Here is a 16,694-nt window from a genome sequence, read left to right as displayed (position 1 = left end):
GCGGGTCAGGCAAGCGCCGCGCTGGCGCTGGCGTGCAGGCAGATTGCGGCGGCGGCCGCCACGTTCAGCGACTCCTCGCCGCCGGGCTGGGCGATGCGCACCGCCATGGCTGCGCGCGCCGCCAGGTCCGGAGCCACGCCCTGCCCTTCGTGGCCCAGCACCCAGGCACAGGGCATGGGCGGCGCCTGCTCGTGCAGGAAGCTGCCCTGGTGCGAGCTGGTCACGACCAGCGGCACCTGCAGGGCCTGCAGCGCATCGGCATCCAGCCCCTCGATCAGCTGCAGGCCGAAATGCGCGCCCATGCCGGCGCGCAGCACCTTGGGCGCCCACAGGGCCGCCGTGCCCTTGAGCGCCAGCACCTGGCGGAAGCCGAAGGCCGCCGCGCTGCGCAGGATGGAGCCGACGTTGCCCGCGTCCTGCACCCGGTCCAGCACCACGCTGGCCACGCCGGGCTGGAGCACCGGCGCGGCCGGCAGGTCCAGCACGTAGCCCATGCGGGCCGGCGACTCCAGGCCGCTGATCTCGGCGAACAGCGCATCGGCCAGGACCACGGTCCGAGCCGCGCCCTGCCACCAGGCCTCGGGAGCCTGGGGCCAGAAAGACTCGGCGAACACCGCCGTGGCCGGTCGCAGGCCGCGCGCCAGGGCCGCGCGGCACAGGTGGTCGCCCTCCAGCCAGACCTGGCCCTGCCGGCGGTAGGCCGCGTTGTCCTGCGACAGGCGGCGCAGGCCCTTGACGAAGGCGTTGTCGCGCGAGCTGATGTGGGTGATGGCGTCGGAAGTCATCTCAGCACCTCCGCCACCGGGCTGAACGAGCGGCGGTGCTGCGGGCAGGCGCCATGGGTGCGCAGCGCCGCCACATGGGTGGCCGTGCCGTAGCCCTTGTGGGCGTCGAAGCCGTACTGAGGGTATTGCCGGTGCAGATCGGCGCACCAGCGGTCGCGGTGCACCTTGGCCAGGATGGAGGCGGCCGAGATCGCCGCCACCTTGGCGTCGCCCTTGACGATGGCCTCGGCCAGCACGTCGAGCCGCGGCAGGCGGTTGCCGTCGACCAGCACCTTGGCAGGCTTCAGGCGCAGGCCCTCCACCGCCCGGCGCATGGCCAGCAGCGTGGCCTGCAGGATGTTGAGGCGGTCGATCTCCTCCACGCTGGCCTCGGCGACGGCGCAGCACAGGGCCTTGGCGCGGATCTCGTCGTAGAGCCGCTCGCGCCGCGCGGGCGTGAGCTTCTTGGAGTCGGCCAGGCCGGCGATAGGGTTCAGCTCGTCGAGGATCACGGCCGCGGCCACCACGGGCCCGGCCAGCGGCCCGCGGCCGGCCTCGTCCACGCCGGCCACCAGGCCGGGCGCATCCCAGGCCAGCGCAGCCTGCTCAGCCTGCAAGAACTTTTTCGATCGCATCGGTCGCCAGCTGTGCCGTGTCGCGCCGCAGCTCGTGGTGCAGCGCGGTGAAGCGTTGTTGCAAAGCCGTGATTTTCTCAGGCGCGTCCAGCCAGTCGAGCAGCGCACGCGCCAGCGCGCGTGGGCTCGCCGCGTCCTGCAGCAGCTCGGGCACGACGAAGTCGCGGCACAGGATGTTGGGCAGGCCGACCCAGGGCTGCAGCTGCTTGCGGCGCATGATCTGCCAGGACAGCCAGTTCATGTTGTAGGCGATCACCATGGGCCGCTTGAACAGCGCCGCCTCCAGCGTGGCCGTGCCGCTGGCGATCAGCGTCAGGTCGCAGGCCGCCAGCACGGTGTGCGACTGGCCGGTCACGATCTGCAGGCGCTCGCCCAGCCGCGCGGCGCGCGCCGCCGCCTCTATGCGCGCGCGCAGCGCGGGCAGCGCGGGCAACACGAAGCGCACCCCGGGCCTGGCCCGCAGCACCTGGGCCGCGGCCTCCAAGAAGCGGGCCGCCAGGTACTGCACCTCGGAGGCGCGGCTGCCCGGCAGCAGGGCGATCACGGTCTCGCCCGCGTCCAGGCCCAGCGCCGCGCGCGCGGCGGCGCGATCGGGCTGCAGGGGGATGGCCTGGGCCAGCGGGTGGCCCACGTAGGTCGAGTCTATGCCGTGCCGCGCCAGCAGCTCGGGCTCGAAGGGGAAGATGCACAGCACATGGTCGGCGCTGCGGCGTATCTTCTCGACGCGCTCGGCACGCCAGGCCCAGACCGAGGGGCAGACGAAATGCACGGTCCGCACGCCCTGCTGTTTGAGCGCGGCCTCCAGGTCGAGATTGAAGTCGGGCGCGTCGACGCCGATGAAGACCTCGGGCCGCTGGGCCAGCAGGCGCGCGCGCAGCCGGTCGCGTATGCCCACGATCTCGCGGTAATGGCGCAGCACCTCGACGTAGCCGCGCACCGCCAGCTTGTCGCTGGGCCACCAGGCCTCGAAACCGCGCCGCAGCATCTGCGGCCCGCCTATGCCCTGCGCGCGCAGGCCGGGCCAGCGCGCCTGCAGGCCGTCGAGCAGCAGGCCGGCCAGCAGGTCGCCCGAGGCCTCGCCGGCGACCATGGCGAACGATGGGGACGAGGCCACGCCCTGCTGAGCGGCCGCGGACGCCGAGCCCATCGGCACCCTAGCGAACGATGCCGCGCTGCGGCGAGGTCTTGCGCAGGAACTCGACCATCATCTGCACGTCCGGCGCCGCCTCGGGCGTGACCGAGGCCAGCGCCGCGATCCGCTCGATGGCCTGCTCGAGCGTCAAGCCTTCACGGTAGAGGGCCTTGTGCATGGCCTTCACGGCCGCGATGCGCGCGGCCGAGAAGCCGCGGCGGCGCAGGCCCTCGAAGTTCATCGAACGGGCGCCGGCGGGATGGCCCTCGCTCATCACGAAGGGCGGCTGGTCGGCCAGCAGGGCCGAGCCCATGGCCGTCATACCGTGCGCGCCGATGCGCACGAACTGGTGCACGCAGGTGAAGCCGCCCAGGATCACCCAGTCTTCCACGACCACATGGCCCGCGAGCTGGGCATTGTTGGCGAAGATGGTGTTGTTGCCCACGATGCAGTCGTGCGCCAGGTGGGTGTAGGCCATCATCCAGTTGTCGTTGCCCAGCCGCGTGATGCCGCCGCCCTGCACGGTGCCGATGTGGTAGGTGCTGTACTCGCGGATGGTGTTGCGGTCGCCGATCACCAGCTCGCAAGGCTCGCCCTTGTATTTCTTGTCCTGGTTGATGGCGCCCAGCGAGACGAACTGGAAGATGCGGTTGTCGCGCCCTATCGTGGTATGGCCCTCGATCACGCAGTGCGAGGCCACGCTGGTGCCGGCAGCGATGCGCACATGCGGCCCGATCACGCTGTAGGGGCCCACGCTGACGCTGCTGTCCAGCTCGGCGGCGGGGTCGATCAGGGCGGTGGGATGGATGAGACTCATGCGGCGAAGCAGGTCAGGCGATGGTGCGCATGGTGCACATCAGCTCGGCTTCGACGGCGGTCTCCTCGCCGACCAGGGCACGCGCGCCGAACTTGAAGATGCCTGCCTTCATGCGATCCAGGGTCACCTCCAGCGTGAGCTGGTCGCCCGGCTCCACCGGGCGCTTGAAACGCGCGCCGTCGATGCCGGCGAAGTAGTACACCGACTTGCTGTCAGGCGCCTCGCCCATGGTGTCGAAGGCCAGCAGGGCCGCGGCCTGGGCCAGGGCTTCGAGCATCAGCACCCCAGGCATCACCGGGCGGTGCGGAAAATGGCCGGTGAAGAAGGGCTCGTTCATCGTCACGTTCTTCAGCGCCTTGATGCGCTTGCCTTTTTCCAGCTCGAGCACACGGTCGACCAGCAGGAACGGGTAGCGATGCGGCAGTTGCTTGAGGATTTGGTGGATGTCCATCATGGTGTTCAGTCTTTGTCTTGCGCGGATTCCAGCGCCTTGAGGCGCTCGCGCAGGCTGTGCAGCTGCTTGAGCGTGGCGGCGTTCTTTTCCCAGGCCGCATTGTCGTCGATGGGGAACATGCCGGTGTAGTGGCCGGGCTTGCGGATCGAGCGAGTGACCACCGAGGCGGCCGAGACATGCACGCCGTCGGCCAGGCTCAGGTGGCCCAGCACCACGGCGCCGCCGCCCACGGTGCAATGCGCGCCTATGGTCGCGCTGCCGGCCACGCCGACGCAGCCGGCCATGGCCGTGTGGCGGCCTATGCGCACGTTGTGGCCGATCTGGATCAGGTTGTCGAGCTTGACGCCGTCCTCGATCACCGTGTCCTGCAGCGCACCGCGGTCTATGCAGGTGTTGGCGCCGATCTCCACGTCGTCGCCGACGCGCACGGCGCCCAGCTGCTCGATCTTCTCCCAGGCGCCGCCGTCGGGCGCGAAGCCGAAGCCGTCCGCCCCGATCACCACGCCAGGGTGCAGCAGGCAGCGCTCGCCGATCTGGCAGTCCTCGCCCACCGTCACGCGCGACTTGAGCACAGTGTCCGCACCGATGCGCGCGCCGCGCTCGACCACGCAGAGCGCGCCTATGCGGGCCGTGGGGTCGATCTGCGCCTCGGGATCGATGACCGCGCTGGGGTGGATGCGCGGCCCGGCAGCCCGGGCATGGGCCCTCTTCCACAACTGGGTCAGGCGCGCGTAATAAAGGTAGGGCTGGTCGGCGACGATGCAGGCACCGCGCCGCGCAGCCGCCTCGGCCATGGCCGGGGCGACGATCACGCAGGCCGCGCCGCTGGCCGCGAGCTGCGACTGGTACTTGGGGTGACTCAGGAAACTCAGGTCCGCCGCGCCGGCGGATTCGAGCGGGGCCAGGCCCTGGATGGCCAGCTCGGGGTCGCCGTGCAGCAGCCCCCCCAGGGTTTCAACGATGAAGCCTAGACGCAGCGCCACAGCCGACCGACCGCTCGCGCGGTGTCACTTGCCGCCGGAGGCGTTGAGCGCCTTGATCACCTTGTCGGTGATGTCGTGCTTGGGGTTGACGTAGACGGCCTCCTGCAGGATGACGTCGTACTTCTCGGCCTCGGCGACCTGCTTGACCACACGGTTGGCGCGCTCGAGCACCTGTTGCAGCTCTTCGTTCTTGCGCGCGTTCAGGTCTTCCTGGAACTCGCGGCGCTTGCGCTGGAACTCGCGGTCCTGGTCCATCAGCTGCTTCTGGCGCGTGTTGCGCTGGCTTTCGGCCAGCGTGGGCGCCTCGCGCTCGAACTTCTCGGAGGCGGTCTTGAGCGTGTTGCCTGCATCCACGAGTTCCTTCTCGCGGCGCGAGAACTCCTGCTCCAGCTTGCTCTGCGCGGCCTTGGCACTGCTGGCCTCGCGGAACACGCGGTCGGTGTTCACGAAGCCCATCTTGAACTCCTGCGCCTGGGCCGACGCTGCCAGCATGACGCCCAGCGCAAGAGCCGACCAATGTTGTTGACGAAGGTATTTCATTAAAAGGAGGTTCCGATCTGGAATTGCAGTTTTTGGATTCTATCGCCTGCGAATTTGCGCACCGGCTGGGCATAGGCAAAGCGCAGCGGGCCCAGCGGCGAAATCCAGCTGATGCCCACGCCCACCGAGGCGCGCAGCGCGTCGGCCGACACGGTCTCGTGCTCGCCGAACACGCTGCCCACATCGGCGAAGCCGAACAGGCGCAGGGTGCGGTCGTTGCCGGCGCCCGGGAAGGGCGTGATGATCTCGCCGTTGAGCGTGATCTTCTTGGGACCGCCGATGAAGGAGCCGGTCACGTCGCGTGGGCCCAGCGTGGACTGCTCGAAACCGCGCACCGAGCCCAGGCCGCCCGAATAGAAGTTCTTGAAGATGGGAAACGGCCGGCCGCCCAGCCCCTTGCCCCAGCCCAGCTCGGTGTTGAAGGCCAGCGTGAACTGCTTGTTCAGCGGGATGTATTGCTGGAACTGGTAGTTGGCGCGCAGGTAGCGTGCGTCGCCGCCCACGCCCCATTCGGTGATGAGCCGCTGGAAGCGCCCCGAGTTGGGCACCAGCGCGCTGTCGCGGTCGTCGCGCGACCAGCCAATGGTCAGCGGCACGGTGGTGCTGGAGTAGCCGAACTCGTCGGCGTAGGCCAGGTAGGCGGCCGGGATGTTGGTGCCGGGCTTGATCTGGGTGCGCTCCAGGCTGCCGCCGAAATACACGGTGTCGGTCTCGCTGAAGGGCACGCCGAACTTCAGACCCAGGCCCGAGGTCGCGAGCGTGTAGTTGCCGCCCTGGTCCTCGTAGGGCTTGGAGGTGCGGTGGTAGGCGTCGAAGGTGCGCGAGATGCCGTCCCGGGTGAAGTAGGGGTCCGTGGTGCTCAGCGCGATGGTGCGGTTGTACTTGCTGGTGTTGACCTCGGCCGACAGGTAGTTGCCGGAGCCGAAGGCGTTTTCCTGCTTGATGCCGAAGGACAGGGCCACCTTTTCCGCCGAGGAGAAGCCCGCGCCCAGCGTGACGCTGCCGGTCGGTTTTTCCACCACCCCGACGTTGAGGTCGACCTGGTCGGGCGCGCTCGGCACTTCCTGCGTCTCGACGTTGACCTCGGTGAAGAAGCCCAGCCGGTCCACGCGGTCGCGCGAGAGACGGATCTTGTCGCCGTCGTACCAGGAGGACTCCATCTGGCGGAACTCGCGCCGCACCACCTCGTCGCGCGTGCGGTTGTTGCCCGAAATGTTGAGGCGCCGCACGTAGGCGCGGCGCGAGGGCTCGGCCTGCAGCACCAGGGCGACGCGGTTGCTGCCGCGGTCGATCTCGGGCCGAGCCTCGACGCGCGCGAAGGCGAAGCCGAACTTGCCGAAGTAGTCGGTGAAGGCCTTGGTGGTCTCGCTGACCTCGTCGGCGTTGTAGGGCTGGCCGGGCCTGATCTTCACCAGGGACTTGAACTCCTCGTCCTTGCCCAGGTAGTTGCCCTCCAGGCGGACGGCCGAGACCACGAAGCGCTCGCCCTCGGTCAGGTTCACCGTGATCGAGATGTCCTGCTTGTCGGGCGAGATGGCGACCTGGGTCGAGTCGATGCGGAACTCCATGTAGCCGCGCGCCAGGTAGTAGGAGCGCAGCGTCTCCAGGTCGGCGTTGAGCTTGGCGCGCGAGTAGCGGTCCGACTTGGTGTACCAGCTCAGCCAGTTGCCGGTATCCAGGTCGAACAGGTCGCGCAGCGTCGACTCGGAGAAGGCCTTGTTGCCCACCATGCGGATCTCCTTGATCCGCGCGGGCTCGCCCTCGCTGACGGTGAAGGTCAGGTTCACGCGGTTGCGCTCGATCGGCGTCACCGTGGTCACCACCTGGGCCGCATACAGGCTGCGGTTGACGTACTGGCGCTTGAGCTCCTGCTCGGCGCGGTCGGTCAGGGCCTTGTCATAGGGCCGCCCCTCGGTCAGCCCGATGTCGCGCAGCGCCTTCTGCAACAGGTCCTTGTCGAACTCCTTGTTGCCGACGAACTCGACCGCAGCCACCGTCGGCCGCTCCTCGACGATCACCACCAGCACCTCGCCGCTGACTTCCAGCCGGACGTCCTTGAACAGGCCCAGCGCGAACAGCGCGCGGATCGCAGCCGCGCCCTTGTCATCACTATAGGTCTCGCCCACGCGAAACGGCAGCGAGGCGAAGATGGTGCCCGGCTCGACCCGCTGCAGACCCTCGACGCGGATGTCGCGCACGGTGAACGGCTCCACCGCCCAGGCCGCATGCGCGGCAAACACCATGCTGACCACTGCGCAGACGCTGCGCACACGAAATCGCTGTAATTGTTGTTTCATTCGTCAGAAGATGTTGTCTGGCACAAGGCCAGTGCGATGCTCGAACAAGATGCTCGAACAGGTTCAACCAAAGAGCCGGGTGACATCGTTGAACAGCGCGATGGCCATCATCGCCAGCAGGAGCGCCACGCCGCCGCGCTGCAGCCGTTCCATCCATATGTCGGACACGGGCCTGCCCGTGACGGCCTCCCAAAGATAATACATCAGGTGCCCCCCATCGAGGACCGGCAGAGGCAGCAGGTTCAGCACCCCCAGGCTCACGCTGATCAGGGCCAGGAACATCAGGTACTCGGTCAAGCCCTGGCTGGCCGACTTGCCCGCGTAGTCGGCGATGGTCAGCGGCCCGCTGAGGTTCTTCAGCGAGGCCTCGCCCACCACCATGCGCCCCATCATGCGCAGGGTCAGCAGCGACACCTCCCAGGTCCGCTGCGCGCCCTTCCACAGCCCATCCCAGGGGCCGTAGCTGACGTCCACCATCTCGGGCGCCGCCCCCACGTAGGCGCCGATGCGGCCCACCAGGAGCTCGCCGTCCTGGCGCAACTCGGGCATCACCTGCAGCGTCAGCCGCTGGCCCTGGCGTTCGACCTGCCAGCTGCTGGCCACCGCCTGCCGGCCCTGCACCGAGGCGCGGATGCGTTCCCGCAGTTGCTGGCCGTCGACGATCGCCGTGCCGTCCATGCGCAGCACCAGGTCGCCCTGGCGCAGGCCGGCGCGCTCGGCCGGGCTGCCCGGCGTGACCTCGCCTATCACCGGCCGCGTCAGCGGACCGGTCAGGCCTATGCTGCGAAACAGCCGCATGTCGGCCTCGTCCGCGTCCAGCGCGGCCAGCGGCAGCAGCACCTCGCGCCCGGCACCCGAGGCCGAGGTGGCCACGTCCAGCACCACGTCGCGGCCGTCGAGCGCGCCGCGCGCCAGCAGCCAGCGCAGCGACTCGAACGAGGCCACGTCCTCGAGCGCCTCGTCGGCGAAACCGGCGCGCCGCACGGTCTCGCCGCCGCGCAAGCCTGCGCGCTCGGCGATCGAGCCCGCCACGGGGCTGGCCAGCAGCGCGCGCGGCTCGTCCACGCCGCTCCAGTTGACCACGGCATGAAGCAGCACGGCCAGCAGCAGATTGGCCAGCGGGCCGGCGGCCACGATGGCCGCGCGCACGCGCAGCGTCTGGTTGTTGAACGCCAGGTGGCGCTCGTGCGGCGCGACCGGCGCCTCGCGCTCGTCCAGCATGCGCACGTAGCCGCCCAGCGGGAAGGCGCCGATCACGAACTCGGTGTTCTGGCCGGGCCGCTGGCGTTTGGGCTGCCAGCGCAGCAGCACCCCCCCGAAGCCGACCGAAAAGCGCAGCACCTTGACGCCGCAGGCCACGGCCACACGGTAGTGGCCGTATTCGTGCACCGCGATCAGAAGCCCCAGCGCCACGATGAAAGCCGCGACGGTCAGCATGGGTTGCCTTTCGATGGTCGCGACCCGGGGGTCAGCGCGTCAAGCCTTGCACGGTGCGCGTCGCGGCCTCGCGCGAGCGCTCGTCCAGCGCCAGCAAGGCCTCGAGCGAGCCCGGTGCGCCGGGCGACACCGCCTCCAGCGTGGCCAGGTTGACCTGGTGGATCTGGTCGAAGCGGATGCGCCGCTCCAGGAAGGCCGCGACGGCGACCTCGTTGGCCGCGTTGAGCACGGCGCAGCTGCCCGCCGGGCCGCGCAGCGACTCCCAGGCCAGGGCCAGGCCGGGAAAGCGCTCCGGGTGGCCGTGGTCGTCCAGCGCCTCGAAGCTCATGGCCTGCAGGCTGTGGAAATCCAGCGCCGCGGCGCCCGAGGCCATGCGCTCGGGCCAGGACAGGCCGTAGGCGATAGGCACGCGCATGTCGGGCGTGCCGAGCTGGGCCACGACCGAGGTGTCGCGGTACTGCACCATCGAATGGATGATGCTTTGCGGGTGGATCACCACCTCCAGCTGCTCGGGCGCGACGCCGAACAGGTAGCGCGCCTCGATCAGCTCGAGCGCCTTGTTCATCATGGTCGCCGAATCCACCGAGATCTTGCGCCCCATGGCCCAGTTGGGGTGCGCGCAGGCCTGCTCGGGCGTGACCTCGCGCAGCGTGGCCGGGTCGCGCGTGCGGAACGGCCCGCCCGAGGCGGTGAGGATGATCTTGTCTATGCGCTGCGCCCAGGTCAAGGGGTCCTCGGGCAGGGACTGGAAGATCGCCGAATGCTCGCTGTCGATCGGCAGCAGGGTCGCGCCGCCCTGGCGCACAGCGGCGAGGAACACCTCGCCGCCGACCACCAGCGCTTCCTTGTTGGCCAGCAGCAGGCGCTTGCCGGCACGCGCGGCGGCCAGGCAGGGTGCCAGGCCCGCGGCGCCGACGATGGCCGCCATCACCGCGTCGACCGAAGGGTGCGAGGCGATGGCCTCGAGCGCCTGCGGCCCCCACAGCACCTCGACGTCCAGCCCGCTGGCGCGCACCCGCTCGGCCAGGACCCGGCCGTGCTCGGCACTGGCCATGACCGCCATGCGCGGGCGGAACTGCGCGCATTGCGCGAGCATCGGCTCCACCTGGGTGGACGCGCTGAGCGCGAACACCTCGAAGCGGTCCGGATGCCGCGCGATCACGTCGAGCGTGCTGGTGCCGATCGAACCGGTAGAGCCGAGGATGGAAATGCGTTGCGTCATGCCGCTCATATCGTGGAAAGCATCATGGCCAGCGGCAGCGTGGGCAGCAAGGCGTCGACCCGGTCGAGCACCCCGCCGTGGCCGGGCAGCAGGCCGCTGCTGTCCTTGACGCCGGCGCTGCGCTTGATCAGCGACTCGACCAAGTCGCCGACCACGCTCATGGCGCCCATGAAGAGCGCGGCCAGCAGCATCAGGCCCAGGCCCTTCTGCCCCAGCCGGGTGTAGAGGCTGGGCACCTCGAGCGCCCAGGCCGCGTCGGCCCAGCGCCAGGCCAGGGCCAGCACCAGCACGCCGGCCAGGCCGCCCCACACCCCCTCCCAGCTCTTGCCCGGGCTGATGGACGGCGCCAGGCGCACGCGGCTGAAGCGACCACCGAGGGCACGGCCGGCAAAGTAGGCAAAGATGTCGGCCACCCAGACCAGCACCAGCACCGAGAGCAGGAAATTGACGCCTATGTAGCGCGCCTGGGCCAGGGCCAGCCAGGCCAGCCACAGCGCCAGCAGGCCGCCCGCCCAGCGCAGCGGCGCGGCGATGCCCGGCCAGCCGGGCACGCCGCGCCGCAGCAGCCAGGCGCCCAGCAGCACCCAGGCCGCGCCCACCGGCAGCCACAGCTGCGGCAGCGGACGCGCCGGCCAGCCCAGCGCCCAGCTCGCGGCGCACAGGCCCACGCAGCCCAGGCCGGTGAGCAGGGAGGCCGGCTGCCCCAGGCCATTGAGCCGGCCCCATTCCCAGGCACCGGCCGCGATCAGCAGCAGGGCCAGCGCGACGAAGGGCTCGGGGGAGCGGTAGAACAGCGCCGGCAGAAGAAACGCCAACAGGACGATGGCGGTGATGATGCGCTGCTTGAGCATGGTTAGTGTTTCAGGCCCGAGCGTGAGAGGCGTTGTGCGACAAGAGCTGCTCGGAGGTCTTGCCGAAGCGGCGCTCGCGCTGCGCGAAGGCGGCGAGCGCGACATCCAGCGCCGCCTCGTCGAAATCGGGCCACAGGCAGTCGCTGAAATAAAGCTCGGAATAGGCGGCCTGCCAGAGCAGGAAGTTGCTGATGCGCTGCTCGCCACCGGTGCGGATCAAGAGGTCCGGGTCCGGCACATGGGCCAGGGCCATGGCCCGGTCCAGCGCCACCTCGGTGATGGGCTCGCCGCGTTCGGCCAGGCGCGCCGCCGCCTGGGCGATGTCCCAGCGGCCGCCATAGTTGAAGCAGATGTTGAGCGTCAGGCGCCGGTTGCCCGCAGTCGCGGCCTCGGCCTCGGCCAGGCCGGCGCGGATCTTGTCGGACAGGCCCTCGCGTTCGCCGACGAAATGCACGCGCACCCCGTCCGCGTGCAGCCTGGGCACCTCGCGCGCCAGCGCCAGGGCCAGCAGTTCCATGAGGCCGCTGACCTCCTCGGCCGGCCGGCTCCAGTTCTCCGAGGAGAAGGCGAACACCGTGAGCACCGCCACGCCACGCTCGAGGCAGGCCCTGGCGCAGCGGCGCAGCGACTCCACGCCCTGGCGATGGCCGGCCACGCGCGGCAGGAAGCGGCGCGTGGCCCAGCGGCCGTTGCCGTCCATCACGATGGCGATGTGGTGGGGAACCTGGCTCATGGTGTGGATCGGGGCCGCTGCCGTACGCCACCCAGGCCACCCCGCAGCACGCGCAACCACCCGGCGGCGCAGCGCGTGCGGAGCGACGCGGGCCGTCAGACCGCCATGATGTCCTGTTCCTTGGCGGCCACCAGGCGGTCGATCTCGGCGATGTGCTTGTCGGTCACCTTCTGGATATCGGCTTCGGAGCGCTTCTGGTCGTCCTCGGAGGCCAGCTTGTCCTTGACCAGCTTCTTCACCGCCTCGTTGGCGTCACGACGCAGGTTGCGCACGGCGACCTTGGCGCCCTCGCCTTCGGTGCGCACCAGCTTGGTCATCTCCTTGCGGCGCTCCTCGCTCATCGGCGGCATGGGCACGCGAATCAGGTCGCCCATGGAGGCCGGGTTCAGGCCCAGGTCGCTCTCGCGTATGGCCTTCTCGATCTTGGCGCCCATGCCCTTTTCCCAGGGCTGCACGCTGATGGTGCGCGAGTCGAGCAGCGCCACGTTGGCCACCTGGCTCAGCGGCACCATGGAGCCGTAGTACTCGACGTGAACGGTGTCGAGCAGGGCCGGGTTGGCGCGGCCGGTGCGGATCTTGGTCAGGTTGTTCTTGAAGGCCGCGATGGACTGGTCCATCTTGGCTTCGGCGCTTTTCTTGATGTCAGCAATCGTCATGTGATTCCTCCTTGCGCTCGGACGCGCGTCAGGCGTACACCAGGGTGCCCTCGTCCTCGCCCTGGATCACGCGCTTGAGCGCGCCGTGCTTGAAGATAGAGAACACCCTGATCGGCAGCTTCTGGTCGCGGCACAGCGCGAAGGCCGTGGCGTCCATGATGCCGAGATTCTGCGACATGGCCTCGTCGAAGCTCAGCTTGGCGTAGCGCCGGGCGTCGGGGTCCTTCTGGGGATCGGCCGTGTAGACGCCATCGACCTTGGTCGCCTTGAGCACCAGCTCGGCGCCGATCTCGGCACCACGCAGCGCCGCCGCCGTGTCGGTGGTGAAGAACGGGTTGCCGGTGCCGGCCGCGAACACCACGACCTTGCCCTCTTCGAGGTACTGCAGGGCCTTGGGGCGCACATAGGGCTCGACCACCTGCTCGATGGCGATGGCCGACATGACGCGCGCCACGAGCCCGGCCTTGTTCATCGCGTCGGCCAGCGCCAGCGCGTTCATCACGGTGGCCAGCATGCCCATGTAGTCGGCCGTCGCCCGGTCCATGCCGGCCGAGCCGCCGGCGACGCCGCGGAAGATGTTGCCGCCGCCGATCACCACCGCCACCTGAACCCCCATGTGCGTGACCTCGGCGATCTCGCCCACGATGCGCTCGATGGTGCCGCGGTTGATGCCGAAGGCATCGTCGCCCATCAGGGCCTCACCGGACAGCTTGAGCAGGATGCGCTGGTGGGCTGGTCGGGCGAGGGACATGGACGGGCTCCTTGGGTTCGGTGAGAGTGTAGCGGCTGTGTGGTCGTCAGGATCAGGCGGCGCCCTTGGCGGCAGCCACCTGGGCGGCCACTTCGGCGGCGAAGTCGTCGACCTTCTTCTCGATGCCCTCGCCCACCACGTACAGGGTGAAGCCCTTCACGGCGGTGGCCTTCTCCTTGAGCATCTGCTCGACGGTCTGCTTGTCGTTCTTGACGAAGGGCTGGTTGAACAGCGAGACCTCCTTGAGGTACTTCTGCACCGAGCCTTCGATCATCTTGGCGGCGATGTCGGCCGGCTTGCCGGATTCGGCGGCCTTGGCCGTGGCCACGGAACGCTCCTTCTCGATCAGCTCGGCCGGCACGTCGGCGCTGGTCAGCGCGACCGGCTTCATGGCGGCCACGTGCATGGCCACATCCTTGGCGGCGGCCTCGTCACCGTCGAACTCGACCACCACGCCGATGCGCGTGCCGTGCAGGTAGGCGGCCAGCTTGGCGCCCGAGGCAAAGCGCTTGAAGCGGCGGAAGCTCATGTTCTCGCCGATCTTGCCGATCAGGCCCTTGCGCACGTCTTCCAGCGTGGGGCCGAAGCCGTCCTGCTCGTAGGCCAGGGCGCCCAGCGCGGCCACGTCGGCAGGGTTGTGCTTGGCGATCAGCTGCGCGGCGGCATTGGCCAGGCCCAGGAAGCTGTCGTTCTTGGTCACGAAGTCGGTCTCGCAGTTGACTTCGATCAGCGCGCCGGTGCTGCCCTCGATGAAGCTGGCAACCACGCCTTCGGCCGTGACGCGCGAGGCGGCCTTGCCGGCCTTGGTGCCGAGCTTGACGCGCAGCAGCTCCTCGGCCTTGGCCATGTCGCCGTCGGCTTCGGTCAGGGCCTTCTTGCACTCCATCATCGGGGCGTCGGTCTTGCCGCGCAGTTCGGCAACCATGCTTGCGGTAATTGCAGCCATCAGAAATTCTCCGTCAACAGTTCAGTGAGTCAGACACAAAATGGGGGCTGAAAAAAAAGGGGCAACAAAGCCCCTTTCTCAGCGTCAAGGGGGGCTTCAGGCGGAAGCGTTTTCGACTTCCACGAACTCGTCGCCACCCTCGGCAGTCACGGCCTTGGCCACGTCGGCCACGGCGTTGGCACGGCCTTCCAGGATCGCGTCGGCGATGCCGCGCGCATACAGGGCCACGGCCTTGGCCGAGTCGTCGTTACCCGGGATCACGTAGTCGATGCCCTCGGGCGAGTGGTTGGAGTCCACCACGCCGATCAGCGGGATGCCCAGCTTCTTGGCCTCGGCCACGGCGATCTTGTGGTAGCCCACGTCGATCACGAAGATCGCGTCGGGCAGGGTGTTCATGTCCTGGATGCCGCCGATGTCCTTCTCGAGCTTCTCGATCTCGCGCTTGAACATCAGCTGCTCTTTCTTGCTCAGCGAGTCCAGGCCGGCTTCCTGCTGGGCCTTCATGTCCTTCAGGCGCTTGATCGAGGTCTTGACGGTCTTGAAGTTGGTCAGCATGCCGCCGAGCCAGCGCTGCTCGACATAGGGCACGCCGGCGCGCTCGGCTTCGGCCGCGACCAGGTCACGGGCCTGGCGCTTGGTGCCGACCATCAGGATGGTGCCGCGGTTGGCCGCCAGCTGCCTGGCGAACTTGCAGGCGTCCTGGAACATCGGCAGCGACTTTTCCAGGTTGATGATGTGGATCTTGTTGCGATGACCGAAGATGAACGGGGCCATCTTGGGGTTCCAGAAGCGGGTCTGGTGGCCGAAATGGACACCGGCTTCCAGCATTTCGCGCATGGTGACGGACATGTGAATACTCCGAAGGTTGGGTCTAAAATCCAGCCCGCCGATTGGCGCCCTTCAAGCGGCTTCGCACGCATGCGTCGCTTATGCACTGTTAAGGCGCCAACACCTTGATGAGGCTGGTTTGCGATTGGCTTCGCTGAAAGCAATGAAGCACCCAGCAAAGCCTTGGAATTATAGCACAAGCCCTCTTGACTCAACCCATGATCCCTGACCTCATCGCCACCCGGCTGGCCCTGCGCAGCGGCCGGTCCGACGCCGCCGCCGAGATGGCGCGCGCCATCGAAGCGGCCGAGTCCGCCGCCGGCGCCCCGGCCTTCCTGAGCACCGATTTCGACGCCGCGCGCCGTGCGGCCGCCGCCAGCGAGCCGCAGCAACCCCTGGCGGGCCTGGCCGTCTCGGTCAAGGACCTGTTCGACGTGGCCGGCCAGACCACCGCGGCCGGCTCCATCGTGCTGGCCGGCGCGCCTGCCGCCACAGAGGACAGCGCCGCCGTCGCGCGCCTGCGCGCGGCCGGCGCGGCCCTGATCGGGCGAACCCACATGGTGGAATTCGCCTTCTCGGGCGTGGGCACCAACCCGCATTTCCCGACGCCCGCGGCCTGGGACGCCCTGGCCGGCGCCCCCGCGGCCGAGGCCGGTCAGGCGCCCGTGCCGCGCATCCCCGGCGGCTCATCCTCGGGCGCGGCGGTCTCGGTCGCCACCGGCGCGGCCTTCGTCGGCCTGGGCTCGGACACCGGCGGCTCGATCCGCATCCCGGCGGCGCTCAATGGCCTGGTCGGCTTCAAGAGCACGGCGCGCCTGGTGCCGACCGACGGCGCCCTGCCGCTGTCGACCACGCTGGACACGGTCTGCGCCCTCACGCGCTCGGTGCGCGACGCCCTCCTGGCGCACGAGATCCTGGCCGCGCGCCGCGTCACGCGCAGCCCCGTGCCGCTGTCGGGCTACCGCCTGGCCGTGCCGCAGACCACCATGCTGGATGGACTGGAGTCCGGCGTGGCGCAGGCCTTCGAGCGCGCGCTGCAGCGCCTGCGCGACGCCGGGGCGCAGGTCGTGGACATTCCCCTGCCCGAATTGGGCGAACTCGCGGCCCTGCAGGCCGGCGGCGGCTTCACGGCCGCCGAGAGCTACGCCTGGCACCGCAGCCTGCTGGCCAGCCGGGGCAAGGACTACGACCCGCGCGTGGCCTCCCGCATCCAGCGCGGCGCGGCCATGCTGGCCTGCGACTACCTGGACCTGCAGCGCCTGCGCCGGCAGTGGATAGGCCGCGTGGAGCAGGCGCTGCAGGGCTTCGACGCCGCGCTCTCCCCCACCATCTCCCTCGTGGCGCCGCCGATCGCCGAGCTGGCCCCCGCCGACGGCCGGGACCCCGCCCAGGATGCGGCGCGCGACGAGGCTTTCTTCCGCGTCAACGCCCTGCTGCTGCGCAACACCAGCGTGGTCAACCTGCTGGACGGCTGCGCGATCTCCCTGCCCATGCACCTGCCGGGCGAGCTGCCCACGGGCCTCATGCTCTGGCAGGGCGCGCTGCGCGACGACACCCTGCTCAACCTCGCCCTGCTGGCCGAGCCCGAACTTCAGAAACCTTGAGCCTTGCGGGCCGGCACCGCCGGCCCGCAGGCGAACGGACATTG

Annotated in this window: 17 protein-coding genes; 1 reads left to right on the top strand and 16 read right to left on the bottom strand. The window is 69.4% G+C overall.

Features of this window, described 5'->3' with window-relative positions:
* Positions 1-5: 5 nt before the first annotated feature.
* The 16 genes from FFS10_RS04900 to rpsB form a co-directional block, all read right to left on the bottom strand.
* Entirely contained in the window at positions 6-785 is a 780-nt protein-coding gene (locus FFS10_RS04900) for a TrmH family RNA methyltransferase (RefSeq protein ID WP_137892122.1), read from the bottom strand.
* Complete coding sequence (gene rnhB / locus FFS10_RS04895) at positions 782-1,399, bottom strand: ribonuclease HII (RefSeq protein ID WP_137892116.1); 618 nt, start codon at positions 1,397-1,399, stop codon at positions 782-784. Before rnhB ends, FFS10_RS04900 begins: the two co-directional genes overlap by 4 nt.
* The gene (gene lpxB / locus FFS10_RS04890) at positions 1,371-2,546 is read right to left on the bottom strand and encodes a lipid-A-disaccharide synthase (protein WP_249931171.1); all 1,176 of its coding nucleotides are present in this window, start codon (positions 2,544-2,546) and stop codon (positions 1,371-1,373) included. The genes rnhB and lpxB overlap by 29 nt, the downstream gene beginning before the upstream one ends.
* A 7-nt stretch (positions 2,547-2,553) precedes the next feature.
* Positions 2,554-3,348: an acyl-ACP--UDP-N-acetylglucosamine O-acyltransferase gene (lpxA, locus tag FFS10_RS04885; RefSeq protein ID WP_137892114.1), complete on the bottom strand. Its 795-nt coding sequence runs from the start codon at positions 3,346-3,348 to the stop codon at positions 2,554-2,556.
* Between the two features lie 13 nt (positions 3,349-3,361).
* Positions 3,362-3,802 (bottom strand): 3-hydroxyacyl-ACP dehydratase FabZ, encoded by a 441-nt coding sequence (gene fabZ / locus FFS10_RS04880; protein ID WP_137892112.1) that lies wholly within the window; start codon positions 3,800-3,802, stop codon positions 3,362-3,364.
* A gap of 5 nt (positions 3,803-3,807) precedes the next feature.
* Positions 3,808-4,785, bottom strand: coding sequence for a UDP-3-O-(3-hydroxymyristoyl)glucosamine N-acyltransferase (gene lpxD / locus FFS10_RS04875; RefSeq protein WP_137892109.1), 978 nt, complete (start codon positions 4,783-4,785; stop codon positions 3,808-3,810).
* A 24-nt stretch (positions 4,786-4,809) separates the two neighbouring features.
* The gene (locus tag FFS10_RS04870; RefSeq protein ID WP_137892107.1) at positions 4,810-5,325 is read right to left on the bottom strand and encodes an OmpH/Skp family outer membrane protein; all 516 of its coding nucleotides are present in this window, start codon (positions 5,323-5,325) and stop codon (positions 4,810-4,812) included.
* Positions 5,325-7,622: an outer membrane protein assembly factor BamA gene (gene bamA, locus FFS10_RS04865; protein ID WP_137892105.1), complete on the bottom strand. Its 2,298-nt coding sequence runs from the start codon at positions 7,620-7,622 to the stop codon at positions 5,325-5,327. Before bamA ends, FFS10_RS04870 begins: the two co-directional genes overlap by 1 nt.
* Positions 7,623-7,685: 63 nt before the next feature.
* Positions 7,686-9,059 carry an RIP metalloprotease RseP gene (gene rseP, locus FFS10_RS04860; RefSeq protein WP_137892103.1) on the bottom strand — a complete coding sequence of 458 codons (1,374 nt, stop codon included), beginning with the start codon at positions 9,057-9,059 and terminating at the stop codon, positions 7,686-7,688.
* 31 nt (positions 9,060-9,090) lie between these two features.
* Positions 9,091-10,281, bottom strand: coding sequence for a 1-deoxy-D-xylulose-5-phosphate reductoisomerase (gene ispC / locus FFS10_RS04855; protein WP_137892101.1), 1,191 nt, complete (start codon positions 10,279-10,281; stop codon positions 9,091-9,093).
* Positions 10,282-10,286: 5 nt separating this feature from the next.
* Positions 10,287-11,132, bottom strand: a complete 846-nt coding sequence (locus tag FFS10_RS04850) for a phosphatidate cytidylyltransferase (RefSeq protein ID WP_137892099.1) — start codon at positions 11,130-11,132, stop codon at positions 10,287-10,289.
* A 10-nt stretch (positions 11,133-11,142) separates the two neighbouring features.
* Positions 11,143-11,865, bottom strand: coding sequence for a polyprenyl diphosphate synthase (gene uppS / locus FFS10_RS04845; RefSeq protein ID WP_137892097.1), 723 nt, complete (start codon positions 11,863-11,865; stop codon positions 11,143-11,145).
* A gap of 95 nt (positions 11,866-11,960) precedes the next feature.
* Positions 11,961-12,521 carry a ribosome recycling factor gene (gene frr / locus FFS10_RS04840; protein ID WP_137892094.1) on the bottom strand — a complete coding sequence of 187 codons (561 nt, stop codon included), beginning with the start codon at positions 12,519-12,521 and terminating at the stop codon, positions 11,961-11,963.
* Between the two features lie 28 nt (positions 12,522-12,549).
* Positions 12,550-13,272, bottom strand: coding sequence for a UMP kinase (pyrH, locus tag FFS10_RS04835; protein WP_137892092.1), 723 nt, complete (start codon positions 13,270-13,272; stop codon positions 12,550-12,552).
* A gap of 52 nt (positions 13,273-13,324) precedes the next feature.
* Positions 13,325-14,218: a translation elongation factor Ts gene (tsf, locus tag FFS10_RS04830; RefSeq protein ID WP_137892089.1), complete on the bottom strand. Its 894-nt coding sequence runs from the start codon at positions 14,216-14,218 to the stop codon at positions 13,325-13,327.
* A 96-nt stretch (positions 14,219-14,314) separates the two neighbouring features.
* Complete coding sequence (gene rpsB, locus FFS10_RS04825) at positions 14,315-15,067, bottom strand: 30S ribosomal protein S2 (RefSeq protein WP_137892086.1); 753 nt, start codon at positions 15,065-15,067, stop codon at positions 14,315-14,317.
* Positions 15,068-15,264: 197 nt separating this feature from the next.
* On the opposite strand from rpsB, the gene FFS10_RS04820 reads away from it, so the two are divergent.
* The gene (locus FFS10_RS04820) at positions 15,265-16,650 is read left to right on the top strand and encodes an amidase (RefSeq protein WP_137892084.1); all 1,386 of its coding nucleotides are present in this window, start codon (positions 15,265-15,267) and stop codon (positions 16,648-16,650) included.
* The last annotated feature ends 44 nt before the right edge of the window (positions 16,651-16,694 follow it).

Source organism: Ramlibacter sp. 2FC, assembly GCF_005503345.1.
GTDB lineage: Bacteria > Pseudomonadota > Gammaproteobacteria > Burkholderiales > Burkholderiaceae_C > SCMQ01.
The sequence above is the reverse complement of the archived record's forward strand: the minus strand, read 5'-3'. Positions and strand labels throughout refer to the sequence as shown.

Coding starts and splice junctions, on each gene's coding strand:
- FFS10_RS04900 (WP_137892122.1), bottom strand. CDS start 785: ATGACTTCCGACGCCATCACCCACATCAGCTCGCGCGACAACGCCTTC.
- rnhB (WP_137892116.1), bottom strand. CDS start 1,399: ATGCGATCGAAAAAGTTCTTGCAGGCTGAGCAGGCTGCGCTGGCCTGG.
- lpxB (WP_249931171.1), bottom strand. CDS start 2,546: ATGGGCTCGGCGTCCGCGGCCGCTCAGCAGGGCGTGGCCTCGTCCCCA.
- lpxA (WP_137892114.1), bottom strand. CDS start 3,348: ATGAGTCTCATCCATCCCACCGCCCTGATCGACCCCGCCGCCGAGCTG.
- fabZ (WP_137892112.1), bottom strand. CDS start 3,802: ATGATGGACATCCACCAAATCCTCAAGCAACTGCCGCATCGCTACCCG.
- FFS10_RS04870 (WP_137892107.1), bottom strand. CDS start 5,325: ATGAAATACCTTCGTCAACAACATTGGTCGGCTCTTGCGCTGGGCGTC.
- bamA (WP_137892105.1), bottom strand. CDS start 7,622: ATGAAACAACAATTACAGCGATTTCGTGTGCGCAGCGTCTGCGCAGTG.
- rseP (WP_137892103.1), bottom strand. CDS start 9,059: ATGCTGACCGTCGCGGCTTTCATCGTGGCGCTGGGGCTTCTGATCGCG.
- ispC (WP_137892101.1), bottom strand. CDS start 10,281: ATGACGCAACGCATTTCCATCCTCGGCTCTACCGGTTCGATCGGCACC.
- FFS10_RS04850 (WP_137892099.1), bottom strand. CDS start 11,132: ATGCTCAAGCAGCGCATCATCACCGCCATCGTCCTGTTGGCGTTTCTT.
- uppS (WP_137892097.1), bottom strand. CDS start 11,865: ATGAGCCAGGTTCCCCACCACATCGCCATCGTGATGGACGGCAACGGC.
- frr (WP_137892094.1), bottom strand. CDS start 12,521: ATGACGATTGCTGACATCAAGAAAAGCGCCGAAGCCAAGATGGACCAG.
- pyrH (WP_137892092.1), bottom strand. CDS start 13,272: ATGTCCCTCGCCCGACCAGCCCACCAGCGCATCCTGCTCAAGCTGTCC.
- tsf (WP_137892089.1), bottom strand. CDS start 14,218: ATGGCTGCAATTACCGCAAGCATGGTTGCCGAACTGCGCGGCAAGACC.
- rpsB (WP_137892086.1), bottom strand. CDS start 15,067: ATGTCCGTCACCATGCGCGAAATGCTGGAAGCCGGTGTCCATTTCGGC.
- FFS10_RS04820 (WP_137892084.1), top strand. CDS start 15,265: ATGATCCCTGACCTCATCGCCACCCGGCTGGCCCTGCGCAGCGGCCGG.